Annotated in this window: 13 protein-coding genes; 7 read left to right on the plus strand and 6 right to left on the minus strand. The window is 68.1% G+C overall.

Translation table 11 applies throughout. The features are described 5' to 3' along the window. Window positions 1–4: 4 nt before the first annotated feature. The 4 genes from cydC to BKH32_RS04295 form a co-directional block, all read right to left on the minus strand. Window positions 5–1,864, minus strand: coding sequence for a thiol reductant ABC exporter subunit CydC (gene cydC / locus BKH32_RS04280; protein WP_178384552.1), 1,860 nt, complete (start codon window positions 1,862–1,864; stop codon window positions 5–7). Between the two features lie 50 nt (window positions 1,865–1,914). Then, the gene (gene cydD / locus BKH32_RS04285) at window positions 1,915–3,624 is read right to left on the minus strand and encodes a thiol reductant ABC exporter subunit CydD (RefSeq protein WP_178384553.1); all 1,710 of its coding nucleotides are present in this window, start codon (window positions 3,622–3,624) and stop codon (window positions 1,915–1,917) included. A 65-nt stretch (window positions 3,625–3,689) separates the two neighbouring features. Continuing rightward, complete coding sequence (cydB, locus tag BKH32_RS04290; protein WP_075248784.1) at window positions 3,690–4,823, minus strand: cytochrome d ubiquinol oxidase subunit II; 1,134 nt, start codon at window positions 4,821–4,823, stop codon at window positions 3,690–3,692. A gap of 23 nt (window positions 4,824–4,846) precedes the next feature. Then, complete coding sequence (locus BKH32_RS04295) at window positions 4,847–6,397, minus strand: cytochrome ubiquinol oxidase subunit I (protein WP_075248785.1); 1,551 nt, start codon at window positions 6,395–6,397, stop codon at window positions 4,847–4,849. A gap of 632 nt (window positions 6,398–7,029) precedes the next feature. Between BKH32_RS04295 and BKH32_RS04300 the strand changes: the two genes are divergently transcribed. The 5 genes from BKH32_RS04300 (at window position 7,030) to proB (ending at window position 13,970) form a co-directional block, all read left to right on the plus strand. Continuing rightward, window positions 7,030–10,275, plus strand: coding sequence for an Rne/Rng family ribonuclease (locus BKH32_RS04300; RefSeq protein ID WP_075248786.1), 3,246 nt, complete (start codon window positions 7,030–7,032; stop codon window positions 10,273–10,275). 176 nt (window positions 10,276–10,451) lie between these two features. Continuing rightward, window positions 10,452–10,772 (plus strand): 50S ribosomal protein L21, encoded by a 321-nt coding sequence (rplU, locus tag BKH32_RS04305; protein WP_004565174.1) that lies wholly within the window; start codon window positions 10,452–10,454, stop codon window positions 10,770–10,772. A 69-nt stretch (window positions 10,773–10,841) separates the two neighbouring features. Next, window positions 10,842–11,099, plus strand: coding sequence for a 50S ribosomal protein L27 (gene rpmA, locus BKH32_RS04310; RefSeq protein ID WP_009746875.1), 258 nt, complete (start codon window positions 10,842–10,844; stop codon window positions 11,097–11,099). Between the two features lie 86 nt (window positions 11,100–11,185). Further along, window positions 11,186–12,793 carry a GTPase ObgE gene (gene obgE / locus BKH32_RS04315; protein WP_075248787.1) on the plus strand — a complete coding sequence of 536 codons (1,608 nt, stop codon included), beginning with the start codon at window positions 11,186–11,188 and terminating at the stop codon, window positions 12,791–12,793. An 82-nt stretch (window positions 12,794–12,875) separates the two neighbouring features. Next, window positions 12,876–13,970, plus strand: coding sequence for a glutamate 5-kinase (proB, locus tag BKH32_RS04320; RefSeq protein WP_075248788.1), 1,095 nt, complete (start codon window positions 12,876–12,878; stop codon window positions 13,968–13,970). Between the two features lie 8 nt (window positions 13,971–13,978). Here proB and BKH32_RS04325 read toward each other — a convergent pair whose 3' ends face one another. Both BKH32_RS04325 and BKH32_RS04330 read right to left on the minus strand, forming a co-directional pair. Next, entirely contained in the window at window positions 13,979–14,578 is a 600-nt protein-coding gene (locus BKH32_RS04325) for a hypothetical protein (protein ID WP_081376688.1), read from the minus strand. A 12-nt stretch (window positions 14,579–14,590) separates the two neighbouring features. Further along, window positions 14,591–15,745, minus strand: coding sequence for an AAA family ATPase (locus tag BKH32_RS04330; protein WP_075248790.1), 1,155 nt, complete (start codon window positions 15,743–15,745; stop codon window positions 14,591–14,593). Between the two features lie 104 nt (window positions 15,746–15,849). On the opposite strand from BKH32_RS04330, the gene BKH32_RS04335 reads away from it, so the two are divergent. Next, window positions 15,850–17,145 (plus strand): glutamate-5-semialdehyde dehydrogenase, encoded by a 1,296-nt coding sequence (locus BKH32_RS04335; protein ID WP_075248791.1) that lies wholly within the window; start codon window positions 15,850–15,852, stop codon window positions 17,143–17,145. A 179-nt stretch (window positions 17,146–17,324) separates the two neighbouring features. Further along, entirely contained in the window at window positions 17,325–17,837 is a 513-nt protein-coding gene (locus BKH32_RS04340) for a ubiquitin carboxyl-hydrolase (RefSeq protein ID WP_075248792.1), read from the plus strand. Window positions 17,838–17,872: the final 35 nt, after the last annotated feature.

Below are 17,872 nucleotides of genomic sequence, written 5' to 3' on the forward strand. Positions count from 1 at the left end.
GTACTCAGCTCGTCCAGCTCGTAGCGGATACGTGGTCCTGCGGCCTGTCCTGATCCTCCTGGGAGAGCGACCACCGGTAGGTCTCGGAGACGTCCTGGAGCTCACGGTGGCTGCCTCGGTGCAGGATAGTCGCCGGGGCCTGCTCCCCGGCGGCCTGCGGCCGGTGCCCCATGACGAGGACCTCGTCGGCGTGCTCCAGGGCGCTGAGGCGATGGGTGATCAGGAGAGTCCCGCGCCCCTGGTCACCCACTGTCAGGAGGTCGGTCACGAGCCGGTCCGCGGTGGCGGCATCGAGATGCTCACCGGGCTCGTCCAGCAGCATCAGGGGTGCCGGAGCCGCCAGGGCCCGGGCCAGCAGGAGCCGACGCCGCTCCCCACCCGACAGCGTCGTGGCATCCGTTCCGATGATGGTCTCGGCTCCCTCGGGAAGGGCCTCGAGCCAGTTGCCCAGGCCGGCCCTCCTCAGCAGCTCGCCGGCCTCGGCGGGGGTGACGTCCCCCCGCGCCACGCGCAGGTTCTCCAGGACACTGGTGTGGAAGACGTGCGCGTCCTCCGCGGTCAGGCACACCCTGGCCGCCACCTCAGGACGGGCGGCCTGCCACGGGGGGACGCCGTCGAGCGTCAGCGTGCCGCCACGCGGCTCCAGCAGTCCGGCCAGCGTGGCCAGCAGTGTCGACTTGCCGATTCCCGACGGCCCCACGATCGCCACTCGGCGACCGACCTGCAGATCCAGGTCGATGCCCTCGGCCACCACCGGGCCGCCCGGCCAGCCCACCGCCAGGCCCCTCGCCTTGAGGCACGGGCCCTGGGCGGAGGGCTCGGGCAGCTCCCGAGGCGTGCCGAACGTCGCGCCGCCGGCGTCGGCACTGGCCTCAGCCGCATCGATGAGCTCCACGATGCGGCAGGCGGCACCGGCCGACCTCACCAGCTGCACGCTGGCCGGGCCGAGCGCGGAGGTGGCCTCGAAGGCCGCCAGCGGAACCAGGACGATGACAGCCAGCCAGACCGGGGCCAGCTGCCCGGCGGAGACGGCGCTCACCCCGACCACCAGGTTGCCCAGGACCGCGATGCCCATGGCGGCCACGTCCACGGCCGCCGCGATCGCGGCCGGTACCGCGGCCCGGTCCCGCAGGCGGCTCAGGCTCTCCTCCCGGGAGGCGAGCTGACGCATCGAACCGGCCAGACGCCCGGAGACGGACAGCTCAGGAGCCCCTTCCAGGACCGCCAGGACCTGCGCGGACAGCTCGGTGGCCTGCCTCTGGCGGGCCTGCTCGGCGATTCTCGCGGAGCGGATGGTGGCCAGCGGGGCCACCAGCCCCGACAGCAGCAGGCAGGCCAGCAGGACGAGGCCCGCCGGCCAGTAGACCACGCCGATGCCAAGACAGGTGGCCGCGCCCAGGACGGCTGCGACCGCCGCAGGCAGATAGGCGCGCACGACGAGGTCCCCGACCGCGTCGATGTCGCTGCCCACTCGCGCCAGGACGTCGCCGCGGCGCAGCCCCGCAATCGTGTCCGTGCGGGCCGCCGCCAGGGACGCATAGAGGCGGGTGCGCAGAGCGCCCATGCCCCTCAAGGCCGTGTCATGGGAGACGAGCCGCTCGCAGTAGCGCAGCACGGAGCGCGAGATACCGAAGAGCCGCACCGCCACCGGCGCCACCCCCAGCGCGACGACGTCGGGCATCTGGGAGGCTCGCGCGATGAGCCAGGCGGCCACCCCGGACAGGGCCACGGCCGAGGCCATGGCCGCCGTTCCGGCGATGACGGCCAGGGCGAAGCGTGATCGGTCCAGGTTCAGCAGGCCCACTGCCCGGCGCAGGCAGCGTCGCTCAGCGGCGGACAGCGCCGGGGAGAGGACGGATGTCATCTGGCTCGCAGCGTTCACAGGGCTCTCAGGACTCGATGTGCTTGCAGTGCTCACAGGGCCTCCTCCTGCGGCGCCGGCGGTACCGGTTCGCTCGTCACGGCAACGGTCTGCTCGGCCAGGGCCATGAGCGCAGGACGATGGGCGATGACCACCACCGTGCGCCCCGAGGCGTGCAGCGCACGGACCCCGGCCAGGACGTGGGCCTCGCTGGCGGCGTCCAGGTGCGCGGTCGGCTCATCCATGACCACCAGGGGCGCCCTCGAGCACAGGGCCCTGGTCAGGGCCAGACGCTGGCGCTGTCCCACGGACAATCCCACTCCTTGGCTGCCCACCGGGGTCCACCACCCCTGCGGCAGGCCGTCCACGACCTCATCGAAACCGGTGGCCCGAGCCGCCTCGGCCAGCACATCGGGTACGCCCCCTGCCGAGGAGTCGCCCGACTCGGCATGATCCAGGACATTGTCCAGCACCGTGCCCGGGGTGATGGTGGGGCGCTGGGGCACCCAGGCGATCTGCTCCCACCAGGTGGCCGGATCGATCTGGGCGAGGTCGACGGCGCCGCCGGGATCACCGCCGTCGGGCGCGACCCTCACCCGCCCCCGGTCCGGGGCCAGCAGGCCGAGGAGGACCTGGGTCGTCGTGGTCTTGCCCGCACCCGACGGGCCGGTCAGCGTCACCAGGCTGCCGGGAGGGATCGTGGCACTGAGCCCGGCGGGGGCCCACGCGCCCCGGGAGGCGACTGACACCGCATCGAGCTCGATCGTCGAGGAGCGCAGGTCGGGGGCCGGCAGGTCGCCGTGCTCGGGCACCGGGGTCTGAAGAACCTCGAAGACCGCGTTCGCCGCCGCCACCCCGTTGGCCGAGGCGTGGAACTGGAAACCCACCTGCCGCAGCGGCTGATAGACCTCAGGGGCCACCATGAGGACGAGCAGGCCGGTGAACAGATCCATGCGTCCGGCCACGAGGCGGAACCCGATCTGGACGGCGATGATCGCCACCGACAGCGTCGTGATGAATTCCAGGACCGCCCCCGACAGGAAGGCGATCCGCAAGGTCGACATGGTGGTGCGCCGGTAGGAGCGGCCCAGGGAGCGCACCTGCTCGGCCGGTCCCTGCTCGCGCCCGAGGGCCTTGAGCGTGGGCAGCCCCGAGATGAGATCGAGCACCTGATCGCCCAGGACCTGCATGGTCTTCAGGCGCTCCTGGGAGACGGACTGGGTCATCCTGCCGATGAGGATCATGAAGATCGGGATGAGGGGCAGGGTGCACACCACGGCCACCGCGGCCGACCAGTCCTGGGTGAGGAGCACCAGCACCGTGGCCGGTGTGACCGTGGAGGCCAGCACCAGCTGGGGGAGGTAGCGGGTGAAGTAGGGCTCGAGGTCGTCCAGCGCGCGAGTCAGCAAGGTGGCGGTCTGCGTCCCGTGAAGCGCCTGCCACCGGGGGCCCAGCCGGGCTGCGTGCTCCAGAACCAGCCGACGCAGCTCGACGATCGTCTCCGTGGCGGACCGGTGGGCGTGAACCTCCTGGAGCAGCACCACCAGGGCCCTGGCCGCCAGGACCCCGCCCAGCGCCACCACCAGCGCCCTGACGGCGGACGGTGCGGCCCCCTCGGAGATGACCGAGGAGACCGCACTCGAGATGAGGAAGGCCTGAACCACCACCAGAGCGGCGGTCACCATTCCAGTGACAGCGGTGGCGGCGATGTATCGGCGGGCGGAGCGGGCGTAACGCATCAGCCGGGGATCGAGGGGCTTCACCTGCTCAAGGATAGGGGAGTAGGTCCAAGGGCCCGGAAACCCCGGCCGATGCGTCGCGCTGATGGTCAGTACCCGAAGTGCGCCTCGGGCTGGGCCGAGTCACGCACCAGCGTGGGGTGCAGCCCGCCCTGGTCGGGGTTGATGCTCTCGACGCTGATGCGCGAGGCGAAGACCTTGTAGCTCCAGATCGTGTAGGCCAGGACCCCGGGGACGAACACGGCCGCGACGACGGTCATGATGAGCAGGGTCGTGTCGGCGCTCGCGGCCTGCTGGATCGTCAGCGAGTAGGCCGGGTCCACCGAGGAGCGCATGACGTTGGGGGACATCGCGGCGAAGATGAAGACGACGGCGAAGGCGATCCCCACGAAGTTCAGGGCGAATGCCCGGCCCTCGCTCTTCGTGCGTCCCATGAGCAGGGAGCCGATGAGACCGGCAGCGGCGATGACCAACGGAATCCAGGACAGGGCGCTGCCCGAGTAGGCCAGCTGCGCCCACAGGGCCCAGGCGGCGGTGACCGTGGTGGCCGCGGGGGCGAGCCGGCGTGACATCCGCAGCGCGCGCTGCGACAGGTCACCGGTGGTCTTGAGAGCCACGAAGAGCGCACCGTGGTTGAGGAAGAGCAGGCAGGTGACGGCGCCGCCCAGCAGGGTGAAGGGAGTCACCATGGTGAGCAGGCCCCCGGTGATCTGGTGGGCGGCGCCGGCCACCAGGGAGTCGGCCGGCACCTGGGCGGTCGGGACGACGGCGCCGTTGGAGATCTGGACCACCTCGATATGCATGCCCTGAACCAGGTTCGCGAAGACCACGCCCCACAGGACGGAGGGCAGCCAGGCGCTGACCGTGTGCGCCCAGTCCCAGCGGTCGTGCCAGGTCTGGGAGTTGACCTTAGGACGCCACTCGATGGCGCACACGCGCACGATGAGGCACAGCAGAATGATGAACAGGACGATGTAGGCCCCGGAGAACAAGGTGGAGTACCACTCGGGGAAGGCGGCGAAGGTCGCCCCGCCGGCGGTCAGCAGCCACACCTCGTTACCGTCCCAGTGGGGGCCGATGGTGGACAGGATCGCGCGCCGCTCGCGCTCGTCGCGGCCCAGGATCTTCAGGATCATGCCGACGCCGAAGTCGAATCCCTCCAGGGCGAGGTAGCCGATCCACAGGACGGCGATGAGGATGAACCAGAGGATGCTCAGTGTCATGGGTTTTCTACCTTCCTCTGCTCTCAGTAGGCGAAGGACAGGGCCGGGGCGGCCTCGGAGTCGTCATCGCTGCGGTCCGTGCCCTTGCTGCCCTGGTCCGTCTGCTCGGACTTCCCGGTCTTGTCCGGCGCCGGGGTGCGCACCCCTTCGCGGATGTACCGGCGCAGCAGCATGAACCAGACCACTCCGAGCGCGGCGTACAGCAGGGTGAAGACGACCATGGAGGCCAGCACCGTGCCCGAGGAGACCACGGAGGAGACGCCGTCGGCCGTGAGCATGTAGACCTGGGAGACCGGGTCGGACAGGTTGGGGGCGATGACCCAGGGCTGACGGCCCATCTCACGGAAGAGCCAGCCGAAGGAGCTGGCGATGAAGGGCAGCCACATGGCGGCCAGCGCCGTCTTGCCCAGAATCGGGCGGGAGATGAGCCTGTTGGAGCGGGTCAGCCACAGGGCCAGGGCCCCCAGGCCCATCGAGACCATGCCCAGTCCGATCATGAGTCGGAAGGACCAGAAGTTGACCGTGACGTTGGGGCTGTAGTCGACGGCGTTGCCGCGCGCATCAGTGGCGCCGTACCGCTTCGCGTAGGTGTCGCCGGCCTCCTTGAGCCCGGTGACCTTGGCGTTGAAGTCATTGGTGGCCATGAAGGAGTAGACACCGGGAACCGAGATGAACCGGACCATGCCGTTCTCGTTCTCGCAGTCCCCGAAGGCGGCCACGGTGAAGGGCGCCCCGGCCTCGGTGTGGCACAGGCCCTCGGCCGCGGCCATCTTGGCCGGCTGGTACTCGGCGACCAGCTGCCCCTGCATGTGGCCGCTACCGGCGGTGACCAGACCCGCGACCACCATGGTGATGGCCCCGAAACGGGTGACCCGCCGCCACAGCTCACGCGCCTCGAAGTCCTGCTTCGCCTGGGCGGCCTTGACCATCCACCACACGGAGACGCCCATGATGACGGCGCCGGCGACCAACAGCGACGAGGAGACGACGTGCAGCACGGTGGCCCACACCAGGTCGTCGGACAAGAGCTTGAGGAATCCGCTCACGCCGTCGAGCTCGGCGCGCCCCGTCTTGGGGTTGACGACGGCGCCCACCGGGTGCTGCATCCAGGAGTTGGCGGTGAGGATGAAGAAGGCTGAGAAGTTCGTGCCGGCGGCCACTGCCCACATGCACAGGTTGTGCAGCCTGGGGGACAACCGGTCCCATCCGAAGATCCACAGGCCCAGGAAGACGGACTCCATGAAGAAGGCCAGCAGGGCCTCGAAGGCGAGCGGGGCGCCGAAGATGTTGCCGACGAACCTGGAGTACTCCGACCAGTTCATGCCGAACTGGAACTCCTGGACGATGCCGGTGGCCACGCCCAGTGCGAAGTTGATCAGCAGGATCTTGCCGAAGAACTTGGTGGCCACCAGCCACTGCTTGTTGCCGGTCCTGCGCCACAGCGTCTCCATGAGAGCCACCAGCGGGGACAGCCCGATGGTCAGCGGAACCAGGATGAAGTGGTAGACGGTGGTGATACCGAACTGCCAGCGCGCCAGATCCAGAGAGTCCAGCGCCATAGGAGAGATGGCCATCCGTGCCACCTTTCGGAGATGACGATGAGATCGATAAGAGATCCTGTAGAACGTCCTACAGGTCAATAAGGGAATTATAGTCCATCTACGACGTGATGTCATGAAGCAGGGGGTTTCAAAGCGATGTCGATGCCTGCGTTGACTCTCAATTTTCCTTGTTAAGACTATTATTCTTGAGGGTTCTCGGAGTGGGATCCGACTGCTGTTGCTGAAGGTTTGACGATCTTGCAAGTAGGACCGAAGGCCCGTAAGAAAATGGCGAGGATCAACTGAAAACTGACTGAATTCTGAAAGTGGTCTGACTGTAGGGTGAGATGCAGGTGGGGCGAGATGCGGGCCACCTGTGGTCGCGACGAGTCGCGTAGGTGCTTATCGCTGCATGTGTGGGATACTTCGAGCCGGCTTCGGGTGCCTCGTACCGGTACCTGGAGCCGCGCCTTCCGGCCGACCCTGTCCGAGGACCTTGCGCCGCCTGAGCTGCGCCGCTGCGAGCCCGGTCTGTGTGGACGCCAGGTAAGGCGTGCGCCCTCGCGGGCGCGCTCAAGACTTTCTCGCTGCTCCCGCTGGGAGCACAACCGCGCTGGCGCGTCGAGGGTACGACGACGGCGTCGGCCCCGGAGAGTGCAAGCCCCATGGCACGTCGCACCACATCAGAATCAACAGAATCGTACGAGCAGGAGCGCGCTGACGGTGACGCCGTGAGCGCCCCGGCTCCGCGCCGTCGCCGCAGGGTCACCGCGGCCACGGCCGCTCCCGCCCAGGCTCCCGCTGCCGAGCAGCCCACCCCGGCGGGTGCCGCGGGCGCCACCACCTCCGGACCCGAGGAGCCCGGCGTTCAGCAGGTCCCTCAGGCCCCGGCCGTTGAGTCGGCCCCGTCTCGTCGCCGCCGGAAGGTCGTCGCGGCCTCCGCCGCCCCCGAGGAGGCTCCTGCCGCCGAGCCCCACGTCGCCGCCGAGGCCGGCGAGCCCGACGGGGCGCACGCGACCGAGGGCGGACCGAGCGCCGATGCCGCTCAGGAGGACATTGAGGAGCAGGCCGACACCGAGGGGACCGACGGCGAGGAGCCCGACACACCCCAGGGGGACGACGCGCTCACCGGGACGGGCTCGGATGAGGAGGACCTCCAGGCCCCCCGTCTACCCGCCGCCTCGCTCCTGTTCCAGGCCCCCGACCCCAGTCGGGCCCGCCGGCGCCGCCGAGTCACCGCGGCGGCCGCCGCCCCCCAGGAGGCGCCGAGCGCCTCGCGCCACCAGGGCGCCAAGGACTGGGCGGATGAGGAGGACAACGCTGCGCCGACCGGTTCCAAGGACCGCGATGAGGCCACTGGGGCCGAGTCCTCCCGAGCCGACCGCAGCAGCACCCGCGGCCGTCGTCGGCGACGGGCCGCCGCCGATACCGGAACCCCGCAGGAGCCCCGGGAGGACTCCGCCCCCGACGAGCCCGACGCCGAGGTCCCAGAGGCCGACGGCCCTGACAGCGCCGACGGAACCGATGAGGCCCGGGACGGGGCGGCGGAGGACGCCCGCGAGGGCGGGACCCGCCGCAAGCGCCGCCGTGGCGGGCGCGGTCGGCGCTCGCGCTCGCGGGGCGAGGACTCGGTGCACAACGACGCCGATGATGAGTCGCCGGCCGTGGAGGATGACGGAGCCGATGCTGCGCCCTCGCGCGAGACCTCCGCTGACGGAGCCGCTGAGGCCGCCGCGAGCACCGTGTCCGGGTCGCGTCGTCGGCGGCGTCGTTCCCGCACCCGCTCTGACAGCGGCGACCTGCGTGACGAGGTGACCGCCCTCAAAGGGTCCACCCGCCTGGAGGCCAAGCGTCAGCGCCGCCGCGAGGGCAGGGCGGCCGGGCGTCGTCGTCCCATCGTCACCGAGGCCGAGTTCCTGGCCCGTCGCGAGTCCGTGGACCGGCAGATGATCGTGCGCGAGTCCGACGGCCTCAACCAGATCGCCGTCCTGGAGGACGGGCTCCTCGTGGAGCACTACGTCTCCCGACACACCCAGACCTCCATGGTCGGCAACGTCTACGTCGGTCGGGTTCAGAACGTCCTACCCTCCATGGAGGCCGCCTTCGTGGACCTGGGCAAGGGACGTAACGCCGTGCTCTACGCCGGTGAGGTCAACTGGGACGCCGCCGGCCTGGAGGGCAGGCCCCGCCGCATCGAGGACGCCCTCTCCAGCGGCGACACCGTCCTGGTCCAGGTCACCAAGGATCCCATCGGCCACAAGGGCGCTCGTCTCACCAGCCAGATCACCCTGGCGGGCCGATACCTGGTCATGGTCCCCGGAGGCACCATGACGGGGATCTCGCGCAAGCTGCCGGACACCGAGCGCAGCCGCCTGAAGAAGATCCTCAAGCGGATCGTGCCCGACTCGGCCGGGGTGATTGTGCGCACCGCCGCTGAGGGGGCCACTCAGGAGCAGCTGGCCGCCGACGTCGAACGCCTCGTGGCCCAGTGGGAGGCCATCGACAAGAAGGCGTCCTCCGTCATGAAGGGCGGTGGCAGGGCCCCCGTCCTGCTCAAGGGGGAGCCCGAGCTCGCCGTGAGAGTCATCCGCGATGTCTTCAACGAGGACTTCCGCAAGCTCGTCGTCTCCGGTGACAACAGCTGGTCCACGATCTCCCAGTACATCGACGAGGTCAGCCCGGATCTGTCCGAGCGTCTCGAGCACTGGGTCGGACCCGAGGACGTCTTCACCGCCCATCGCGTCGACGAGCAGCTCGCCAAGGGCTTCGACCGCAAGGTCTGGCTTCCCAGCGGCGGCACCCTGGTCATCGACCGCACTGAGGCGATGACCGTCATCGACGTCAACACCGGGCGCTTCACCGGTGCGGGAGGCACGCTGGAGGAGACCGTCACCCGCAACAACCTGGAAGCGGCCGAGGAGATCGTCCGCCAGCTGCGCCTGCGCGACATCGGCGGAATGGTGGTCATCGACTTCGTCGATATGGTCCTGGAGTCCAACCGGGACCTCGTGCTGCGCCGGCTCGTGGAGTGCCTGGGACGCGACCGTACGCGCCATCAGGTCACCGAGGTCACCTCGCTCGGTCTGGTCCAGATGACCCGCAAGCGGGTGGGGCAGGGCCTGGTCGAGGCCTTCTCCACCACCTGCGAGCACTGCAAGGGCCGGGGCTTCATCGTCCACGACGAGCCCGTCGAGAACCAGCAGGTCGACATGTCGGCCTCCGCCTCACGCGGTGGCGGGCGCTCGCGCGGACGCAAGAACCGTGAGGAGCAGGCCGCCGGCGGCGGTAAGAAGGAGGCCAAGAAGGACTCCCAGGAGACCAAGGGCTCCAAGGGGGCCAAGGGCTCCGGTCACGGCAAGGGAGACGCAGGGCGCGACGTCGCCGGATCGCCGGAGTCCGGAGCCGACGACGAGGCCCGAGCGGCAGTGCGCGGCGCCCTGGCCCAGATCGCGGCCGCCGCCGAGCAGGCCCACAAGGACAACCACCAGGAGGGGCAGGACCCTCATGAGGATCAGGGGGCCGTTGAGGCCTCGGCCGTGGGCGTGAGCGACAGCGCCCATGACGTGCTGGGGGCCGCGGAGCCTGCCAGCGGCCAGGACGCTTCGGACTCCCCGGTTGAGGACAAGCCGGTCAAGACCCGGTCGAGGAAGGCGGCTGACAAGAAGTCGGCGAAGAAGGCCGGTGAGAAGAAGGGCGACAAGGCGGATAAGAAGTCAGGGAGGAAGACCGGCAAGAAGACTGAGAAGAAGGCCGCCACGACGTCTGAGGACCCTGCTGAGCCGCAGCCCGGCGAGGAGTCGTCGGAGCCGGCGGAGGAGAAACCTGCAAGGAGAACACGGCGGCGGGCCACGGCGAAGAGCACTGCGCCCTCGCCGGAGATTTCTTCAGACACCCCGGAGGCCTCGGCCTGACGAGGTCTCCGTGCCCAAGAACACAGGGGGTGGGTCGGGTCGGAGGTTGGTGCCGGCGACATGATCGCCTAGAGTTATCTGCCGGTGCGTCTTGCGCCATTGCCCAGACAGGGCCCTCCCGGTGAGGCCGATCCCGGTCTTGCAGCGAGTGAGAGCCTTCCGAAGAATCTACAGAGATGAGCATTCAAGTGGTCTACGCGATCGTCAAGGCCGGCGGCCGTCAGGAGAAGGTCTCCGTCGGCGACGTCGTGGTTGTCGACAAGCTTGCTGGTGAGATCGGCGACGAGGTCACCCTCGCCCCCGTCATGCTGGTGGATGGCGACAAGGTGACCACCTCTGCCGCCGATCTGGCCAAGTCCTCCGTCACCGCCGAGATCATCGGCGACGAGAAGGGCCCCAAGATCAACATCCTCAAGTTCAAGAACAAGACCGGCTTCCGCAAGCGCCAGGGCCACCGCGCTCAGCTGACGGCCGTCAAGGTCACCGCCATCAAGTGACCGCCCCGGCGTCAGCCAGTACGCGGGCATCCTGAACGCACACGCTCGAGAAGAAAGAAGCCTTCAACCATGGCACACAAGAAGGGTCTTGGTTCCTCCCGTAACGGCCGCGACTCCAACGCGCAGCGCCTCGGCGTCAAGCGCTTCGGCGGCCAGCTCGTCAAGGCCGGTGAGATCATCGTCCGCCAGCGCGGCACCCACTTCCACCCGGGCCGCAACGTCGGCCGCGGCAACGACGACACCCTGTTCGCCACCGCTGCCGGTAACGTCGAGTTCGGCACCTTCCGCGGTCGCCGGGTCGTCAACGTCGTGCTCCCCGAGGCCTGAGCCCCGAGCACATCTACACGTCGCGAGAGGGCGGACGGCAGCTGCCGTCCGCCCTCTCGCGCTATCCCGGACTCACAGGAGACCCCATGCCCAGCTTCATTGACCGAGTGGTCCTCCACGTGGCCGGCGGCGACGGCGGCAACGGCTGCACCTCCGTGCACCGTGAGAAGTTCAAGCCCCTGGCCGGACCCGACGGCGGCGACGGCGGTCATGGCGGCGACGTCGTCCTGACCGCCGACCCCCGGGTGACGACCCTGCTGAGCTACCACCGCTCCCCGCACCAGCGGGCCGGCAACGGCACCCCCGGCATGGGGGACTGGCGCCGCGGTACCGACGGCAAGAACCTTGTCCTGCCCGTTCCTGAGGGCACCGTCGTCAAGGACTCGAGCGGCCAGGTCATCGCCGACCTCGTGGGGGAGAGCACCAGCGTCGTCGTCGCCCAGGGCGGCACCGGCGGGCGCGGCAACTTCTCCCTGGCCTCCGCCAAGCGCAAGGCCCCCGGCTTCCACCTCCTGGGAGAGCCCGGTCAGGTCCAGGACATCACCTTAGAGCTCAAGACCATTGCCGACGTCGCCCTGGTGGGTTACCCCAGCGCCGGCAAGTCCTCCCTCATCGCCGCCATGAGCGCCGCCCGCCCCAAGATCGCCGACTACCCCTTCACGACCCTCGTGCCCAACCTCGGGGTCGTTGAGGCCGGCGATGTCCGCTACACCATCGCCGACGTCCCCGGCCTCATCCCCGGAGCCTCCCAGGGCAAGGGGCTGGGGCTGGACTTCCTGCGGCACATCGAGCGCTGCGCCGTCATCGTCCACGTCCTGGACTGCGCCACCCTCGAGCCGGGGCGCGACCCCCTGTCCGACCTGGACACCATCGAGGCCGAGCTCGCCGCCTACTCCGAGCGCCTCGGCGAGCAGGAGGACGATCCCTCCCTCACCGGACGGGTCCCGCTCATGGAGCGCCCCCGCATCGTGGTGCTCAACAAGGTCGACGTGCCCGACGCCGCCGAGCTCGCCGAGTTCGTGCGCGCCGACATCGAGGCCCGGGGAGTGCCGGTCCACATCGTCTCCGCGGTCGCTCACACGGGGCTGCACCCCCTGTCCTTCGCCCTGGCCGAGGAAATCGAGCGGGCCCGCAAGGCGGCTCCGGCGGCTCCCCAGCGCGACGGCGAGTCCGGTGGGACCGACGGCTCCGGTGAGCCGCGCCCCATTATCCGGCCCGCAGCGGTCGGACGCCGGGAGAAGGAGAGTGTCGCCCAGGTGCGTCTGCTGGCCCATCCCAGTGAGGGGCAGGTCTATCAGGTCCGGGGGCAGCGACCCGAGCGCTGGGTGCGTCAGACCGATTTCTCCAATGACGAGGCCGTCGGCTATCTCGCCGACCGCCTGGCCGCGGCCGGGGTCGAGGACGAGCTCGTCAAGGCCGGCGCCCACGCCGGCGACACCGTCCTCATCGGCGAGGTCGACGGGGGAGTGCTCTTCACCTGGGAGCCCTCGATGACCACCGGCCCCGAGCTGCTGGGCGCCCGAGGCACCGACCTGCGCCTGGAGACCAGTCGGCGTCGGACCAACGTGGAGCGGCGCAGCCAGTACCACGAGATGATGGATGCCAAGGAGGCCGCGCGCCAGCAGCTGCGCGACGAGGCCGCCGAGGGCCTGTGGACCGATGCCGCCTCCTGGCACGGGGACGACGAGGACTGACCGGAGGGATCCCGTGACACCATCAGGAACCGGCGCCGACGGCGGGCAGGAGCGCCCGGAACGGCTGCCCGAGGGGGCCCGCGTGGTGGTCAAGGTCGGCTCCTCGTCCCTGACGCGCGCCGACGGCGGGCTCGACCTCAACCGCATCGACATCCTCGCCGGCCTCATCGCCGGCATGCGACGCCGTGGCCACGACGTCGTCCTGGTCTCCTCCGGGGCCGTCGCCTCAGGACTGGTGCCCCTGGGGATGAGCCGGCGCCCCGACGAGCTCAGTCTCCTGCAGGCGGCCGCCTCCGTGGGACAGGGACGGCTCGCCGCCCGCTGGGAGACTGCGATGAGCGCCTACGGACTGGTGACCGCCCAGGTCCTCCTCACCGCCCACGACGTCGCCATCCGCAGCCACTACCGCACGGTGCGCGCCACCTTCGACTCCCTGCTCTCACTGGGAGCCGTCCCCATCATCAATGAGAACGACGCGGTGGCCACCAGCGAGTTCAGCCTCGGCGACAACGACCGGCTCGCCGCCCTCGTGGCCCACCTGGTGACCGCTGACGTCCTCGTGCTGCTCACCGACGTCGACGGCCTGTGGACCGCGCGCCCCGGGACCCCCGGCGCCATCCCCATCCGCCACGTGCGCTCCTCCGCGGACCTGGCGGGGGTCAGCGTCTCCGGGCGCGGATCCTTCGTGGGAACCGGCGGCATGACCACCAAGCTCCAGGCCGCCTCCATCGCCTGCGCCTCAGGCACCACCACCCTCATCGCCCGGGCCGACGACGCCACTGGGCTCCTGGGGCGGGGACGGGTTCCCAGCAACCTGGGCACCTGGTTCGAGCCCACCGGGCCCCACCGCCCCAGCCGCCGACTGTGGATGGCCCACGCCTCCCAGCCCGAAGGACGTGTTCTCGTCGATGCCGGGGCGGCCCGGGCCCTGACCGTGGGGAAGAAGTCACTCCTGCTGCCCGGCCTGACCGGCGTCGACGGGGACTTCGAATCGGGCTCCGTGGTCGACGTCGTCGGCCCCGAGGGCGTCCTGGCACGGGGGATATGCCGCTACGCCGCCGCCGAGCTGCGCGAGGTCCTGGCGGCCAGGGCCGAGGGTGCCGCCGCCCCCGATCACGTGGCCCCAGTGATCCACCGCGACGATCTGGCCGAGCTGCCCCGTATCGCCGGAGTCTGAAAGTTCTTCTACTGCGTCAACAGGAATGAACGCAGTTCCTCTAAACGTACGAGAGCACGATGGAGACTCGGACTGTTCTGAGCAGCTGCAGCTACATCCCAGTAGTCCTCTGCGAATTTGTTGATCTGAGAGACATACAAGGGTCCGGCGCTTCCGTCGGGATGGACTAGGTCACTGCGGATATCGCGATTGCGTGATTTGCTGCATAGTGCGAGTAAAGTACGTTTAGCGTGTGGCAGAAGTTCGGTGTCGACGGGAACGGTCTTCGCTGCGATTTTGAAGTACTGTGAGAATGACTGCGGATCAGCCATGAGCCACCCCTCCGTCATTGGATGGACAATGCGTAGCAAAAATGCCGGGTTGGCTGTATCTGATTTCGTTAGATGTCTGCGAAGTTCCACTGGGCATTTTGCGTCGGAATCACGAAAAACTACCCAAGGGTTGGATGGTGAGGTTCTTGATAGGCTTTGAATTAGTTTGTCGATGTTGCCCGATCCGTTCTTGGTGACGATTCGCGCCAGAGAGAATCCAGAGTGCTTAATTATCTTTTTGGCCATCCCTTGGTCTGATTGTCCTTCGACGGCTACTTTAACATACGGTGTAAGCATGCTGGTACACCTTCAGCGACCTGAAGAGTTAACGAGTCCCTGCAACTCCTCTGGCGCAATGAGGCCATTAATGGCGTCTGAAACAGGGAGACCGATTTCGATGTCTTCTATTGCACTGCTGATACTTGAAAGCAGATTCGCGGTCGTTCCGTCGTCAGTCACTTGCAGAACGAGTATCTCCTTCGGATTAATTCCCTCTTCGTCGAGGAGCTCTGGAGCATGGGTGGATAATACAATCTGAAGGTCGTTGGAACGCTGTGCCATGGCGAACATGGAAGGAAGAACTTTGACAATAGCCGAGTTGAGTGACAACTCGGGTTCCTCTAGAAGGAGAACTCCGGCATTGCTCGGCGCTTTGATGATGGTCCAGAGAAGGCCGATAAGGCGTAAAGTTCCGTCCGAGAAATCTGTTTCATACTGTGTTGAGGGTGTGGAACGCCAGTTCCTATATCCGGCTTTGAGGTGAGGGGTTCCTGAGGGATCCACCTCGATCTCAAGAGACTCGAACTCGGGTACGGCTGCTTGTAGAGCTCTTTGCATCCGCCTCATCCATGCGTCCCTCGTGCGTTTGGGGGTGGCGTTCATCTGTGCGATGAAGTCTCTCCCGAACGGGTCTTGGGGGGTGGCGTTGATTCGCCCCGGATCTCGAATGATCTGCGGAACTAAGTGGAAATACTGGACCTTGCTGAAGTAGTCCGCTATCTCGCGGAAATCCTGGTTTGCTGCGATCTGCTCAAGATGTGTCTGTGTGAGACGCTCTTTGTCTGAATTATCCACGGAGTTGGGGCGCCTGAGTATTATATTCCTGTTTTTTTCAACAAGTTCTTCATCGACGATCGGCCGATTGAGTCCTCCTGATTCCCCCTTGATGGATAAACGGTACCTCCAGGAAGTGTCGCCGTCGACAAGGTCTACATCAATGATGAGCCTTCCTTTTCGGAAGTTTCGGGAGAACAGACTGCGTACTTTGCTGAGGCCGCCTCGGCTGGAAATTGCGCTGGTGAGACCTCCTCCAGGTGCAGCAACGTCACCTAGAAATCGGAAGAGGTCGAGTAGGTTGGATTTTCCGGCCGCGTTGGGGCCGACAATGAATAGTCTGCGTTCAAGGTCGAAGTCTATTGTTTTAAAGTTTCTCCAGTTGTTCGCAGAAATGTGAGTTATCTTCACGGAAGATTTGCTCCCATCGAATGGTTGCTGTCTAAGGGGGTTCAACTAGTCTATCGCTTCAACTTCACTTTTGCTAGATTGCGTTCTTCTTCTATCATGTCCCCATGAACGACGTCGAGGCCCACGAGCTCGTCACGACAACCGCCCGCTCAGCCCGCGTGGCGCAACGAGGCCTGGCCAGGGCTCCGCGCGCCGTCAAGGACGCGGCCCTGGAGGCCATGGCCCACAGCCTCACCGAGTACGGCGAAGCGATCCTCGCGGCCAATGCCGCCGACCTGGAGCGCGGACGCCAAGCAGGAATGAAGGCCGGCCTCCTCGATCGCCTGGCCCTGGACAGCGGGCGGCTGTCAGCCATCGCCGACTCCCTGCGCGAGGTGGCCGCCCTGCCCGATCCCGTGGGTCAGGTCGTTGACGGCTCGGTCATGCCCAACGGGCTGCGAGTGCGCCGGGTGCGGGTGCCACTGGGCGTCGTCGGCATGATCTACGAGGCCCGCCCCAATGTCACCGTCGACACCGCCGCCCTGGCCGTCAAGTCCGGCAACGCCATCATCCTGCGTGGGGGCAGCGCCGCCCAGGACTCCAACGCCGCCATCGTCGCGGCCCTGCGCAGCGCCCTGGAGGCACGGGGACTGCCCGCAGGCCTCGTCACCAGCGTCGACGCCGCCGGTCGGGACGGGGCCCGCGCCCTCATGCGCGCCCACGGTCTGGTCGACGCCCTGGTGCCGCGGGGCGGGGCCGGACTCATCCGCACCGTCGTCGAGCAGTCCACCGTGCCCGTCATCGAGACCGGATCGGGCAACTGCCACGTCTACGTCGACGCCAGCGCCGATCTGGGGGCAGCGGTGGACGTCATCGTCAACGCCAAGACCCAGCGCGTCGGCGTGTGCAACGCCGCCGAGACGCTCCTGGTCCACGCCGATGTCGCCGCCACCTACCTGCCGGCGGCCGCCCGCGCCCTGTGGGACAAGGACACCGTCCTGCACGCCGACCCCACCGCCCACCGGCTCCTGGCCGAGACTGCGACGGCCGGTGGACGTGATGACCTCCTGACCGAGGCCACTGAGGCCGACTGGGACACCGAGTACGGCTCGCTGGACCTGGCCGTGCGCGTCGTCGAGAGCCTGGAGGAGGCCATCGACCACATCCGCGCCCACACCACCGGGCACACCGAGGCGGTCCTCGCCCAGGACGTGAGCGTCATCAACGACTTCATCGCCGGCATGGACTCGGCGGCCGTCATGGTCAACGCCTCGACCCGCTTCACCGACGGCGGGCAGCTGGGACTGGGGGCCGAGCTGGGCATCTCCACCCAGAAGCTCCACGCCCGCGGCCCCATGGGATTGAGCGAGCTGACGACGACGACCTGGATCGTCGAGGGAGACGGCCACATCCGTCCCTGAGTCCTCGCGCCTGCGAGTGATGCTGGGACGTCTCGGAGCTGTACTGATTGTGAGAAGCGAGCGGATCAGTTCTGTGACTCCCCGGCGCCGTGTTCCGGTGCTTTGTCCTCTCATTCATGTTACGGTCGACAAAAGTCGGGTAGGTCCGAGTCAGAGCCGGGGAGAAGGGGGACGCCGGAATGGCGAGTCTGCCACATCGTCTCGGTCGTGGCCGCATCGTTGCCACCACGGTCGTCGTCGTGACAGCGGGCCTCCTGCTCGCGGTCACCCGCATGGTCCTCTCCCACCCCGCCGAGTCCGCGAAGGAACCGGGAATCGTTCTGACGGCAACCCCACGGGTCACCTCCTCCCAGTCCTCGACCACGGCGACGCCGAGCCGGAGTGCCGGCGGTGCCAGCGCCACCCAGCACGAGCCCGGCGACTCCGAAGCGGGCTCCTCGACCTCATCGAACTCCTCGACGCAGGGCCACGGGCCTCAGGCGGTGGAGCCCGACCCCCCTGTCGCCGTCGACCACGGCAATCGTCAACCGGCTCCCGCCGCCCCCGCTGCCCCGGCCGGGCCCGCCGCCCCGGCCGCCACCGGCCGCTCCGACGACTCCCGCACCGAGGCGGACGATGACGATGACGACAAGAAGCCGGTCAGGAACGGTGTGAAGGAAGTCGATGACGACGACCGCGACATCGATGACTGAGTGGACGGCTGACGGGGCGACTGACGAGATGGCCG

Origin of the sequence: Actinomyces oris (genome assembly GCF_001929375.1) — a bacterium.
Taxonomy (GTDB): domain Bacteria; phylum Actinomycetota; class Actinomycetes; order Actinomycetales; family Actinomycetaceae; genus Actinomyces; species Actinomyces oris_B.

Excerpts from the sequence above, each read along its gene's own strand:
- cydC (WP_178384552.1), bottom strand. The coding sequence starts at position 1,864 with ATGACATCCGTCCTCTCCCCGGCGCTGTCCGCCGCTGAGCGACGCTGC.
- cydB (WP_075248784.1), bottom strand. The coding sequence starts at position 4,823 with ATGACACTGAGCATCCTCTGGTTCATCCTCATCGCCGTCCTGTGGATC.
- BKH32_RS04295 (WP_075248785.1), bottom strand. The coding sequence starts at position 6,397 with ATGGCCATCTCTCCTATGGCGCTGGACTCTCTGGATCTGGCGCGCTGG.
- BKH32_RS04300 (WP_075248786.1), top strand. The coding sequence starts at position 7,030 with ATGGCACGTCGCACCACATCAGAATCAACAGAATCGTACGAGCAGGAG.
- rplU (WP_004565174.1), top strand. The coding sequence starts at position 10,452 with ATGAGCATTCAAGTGGTCTACGCGATCGTCAAGGCCGGCGGCCGTCAG.
- rpmA (WP_009746875.1), top strand. The coding sequence starts at position 10,842 with ATGGCACACAAGAAGGGTCTTGGTTCCTCCCGTAACGGCCGCGACTCC.
- obgE (WP_075248787.1), top strand. The coding sequence starts at position 11,186 with ATGCCCAGCTTCATTGACCGAGTGGTCCTCCACGTGGCCGGCGGCGAC.
- BKH32_RS04325 (WP_081376688.1), bottom strand. The coding sequence starts at position 14,578 with ATGCTTACACCGTATGTTAAAGTAGCCGTCGAAGGACAATCAGACCAA.
- BKH32_RS04335 (WP_075248791.1), top strand. The coding sequence starts at position 15,850 with ATGAACGACGTCGAGGCCCACGAGCTCGTCACGACAACCGCCCGCTCA.
- BKH32_RS04340 (WP_075248792.1), top strand. The coding sequence starts at position 17,325 with ATGGCGAGTCTGCCACATCGTCTCGGTCGTGGCCGCATCGTTGCCACC.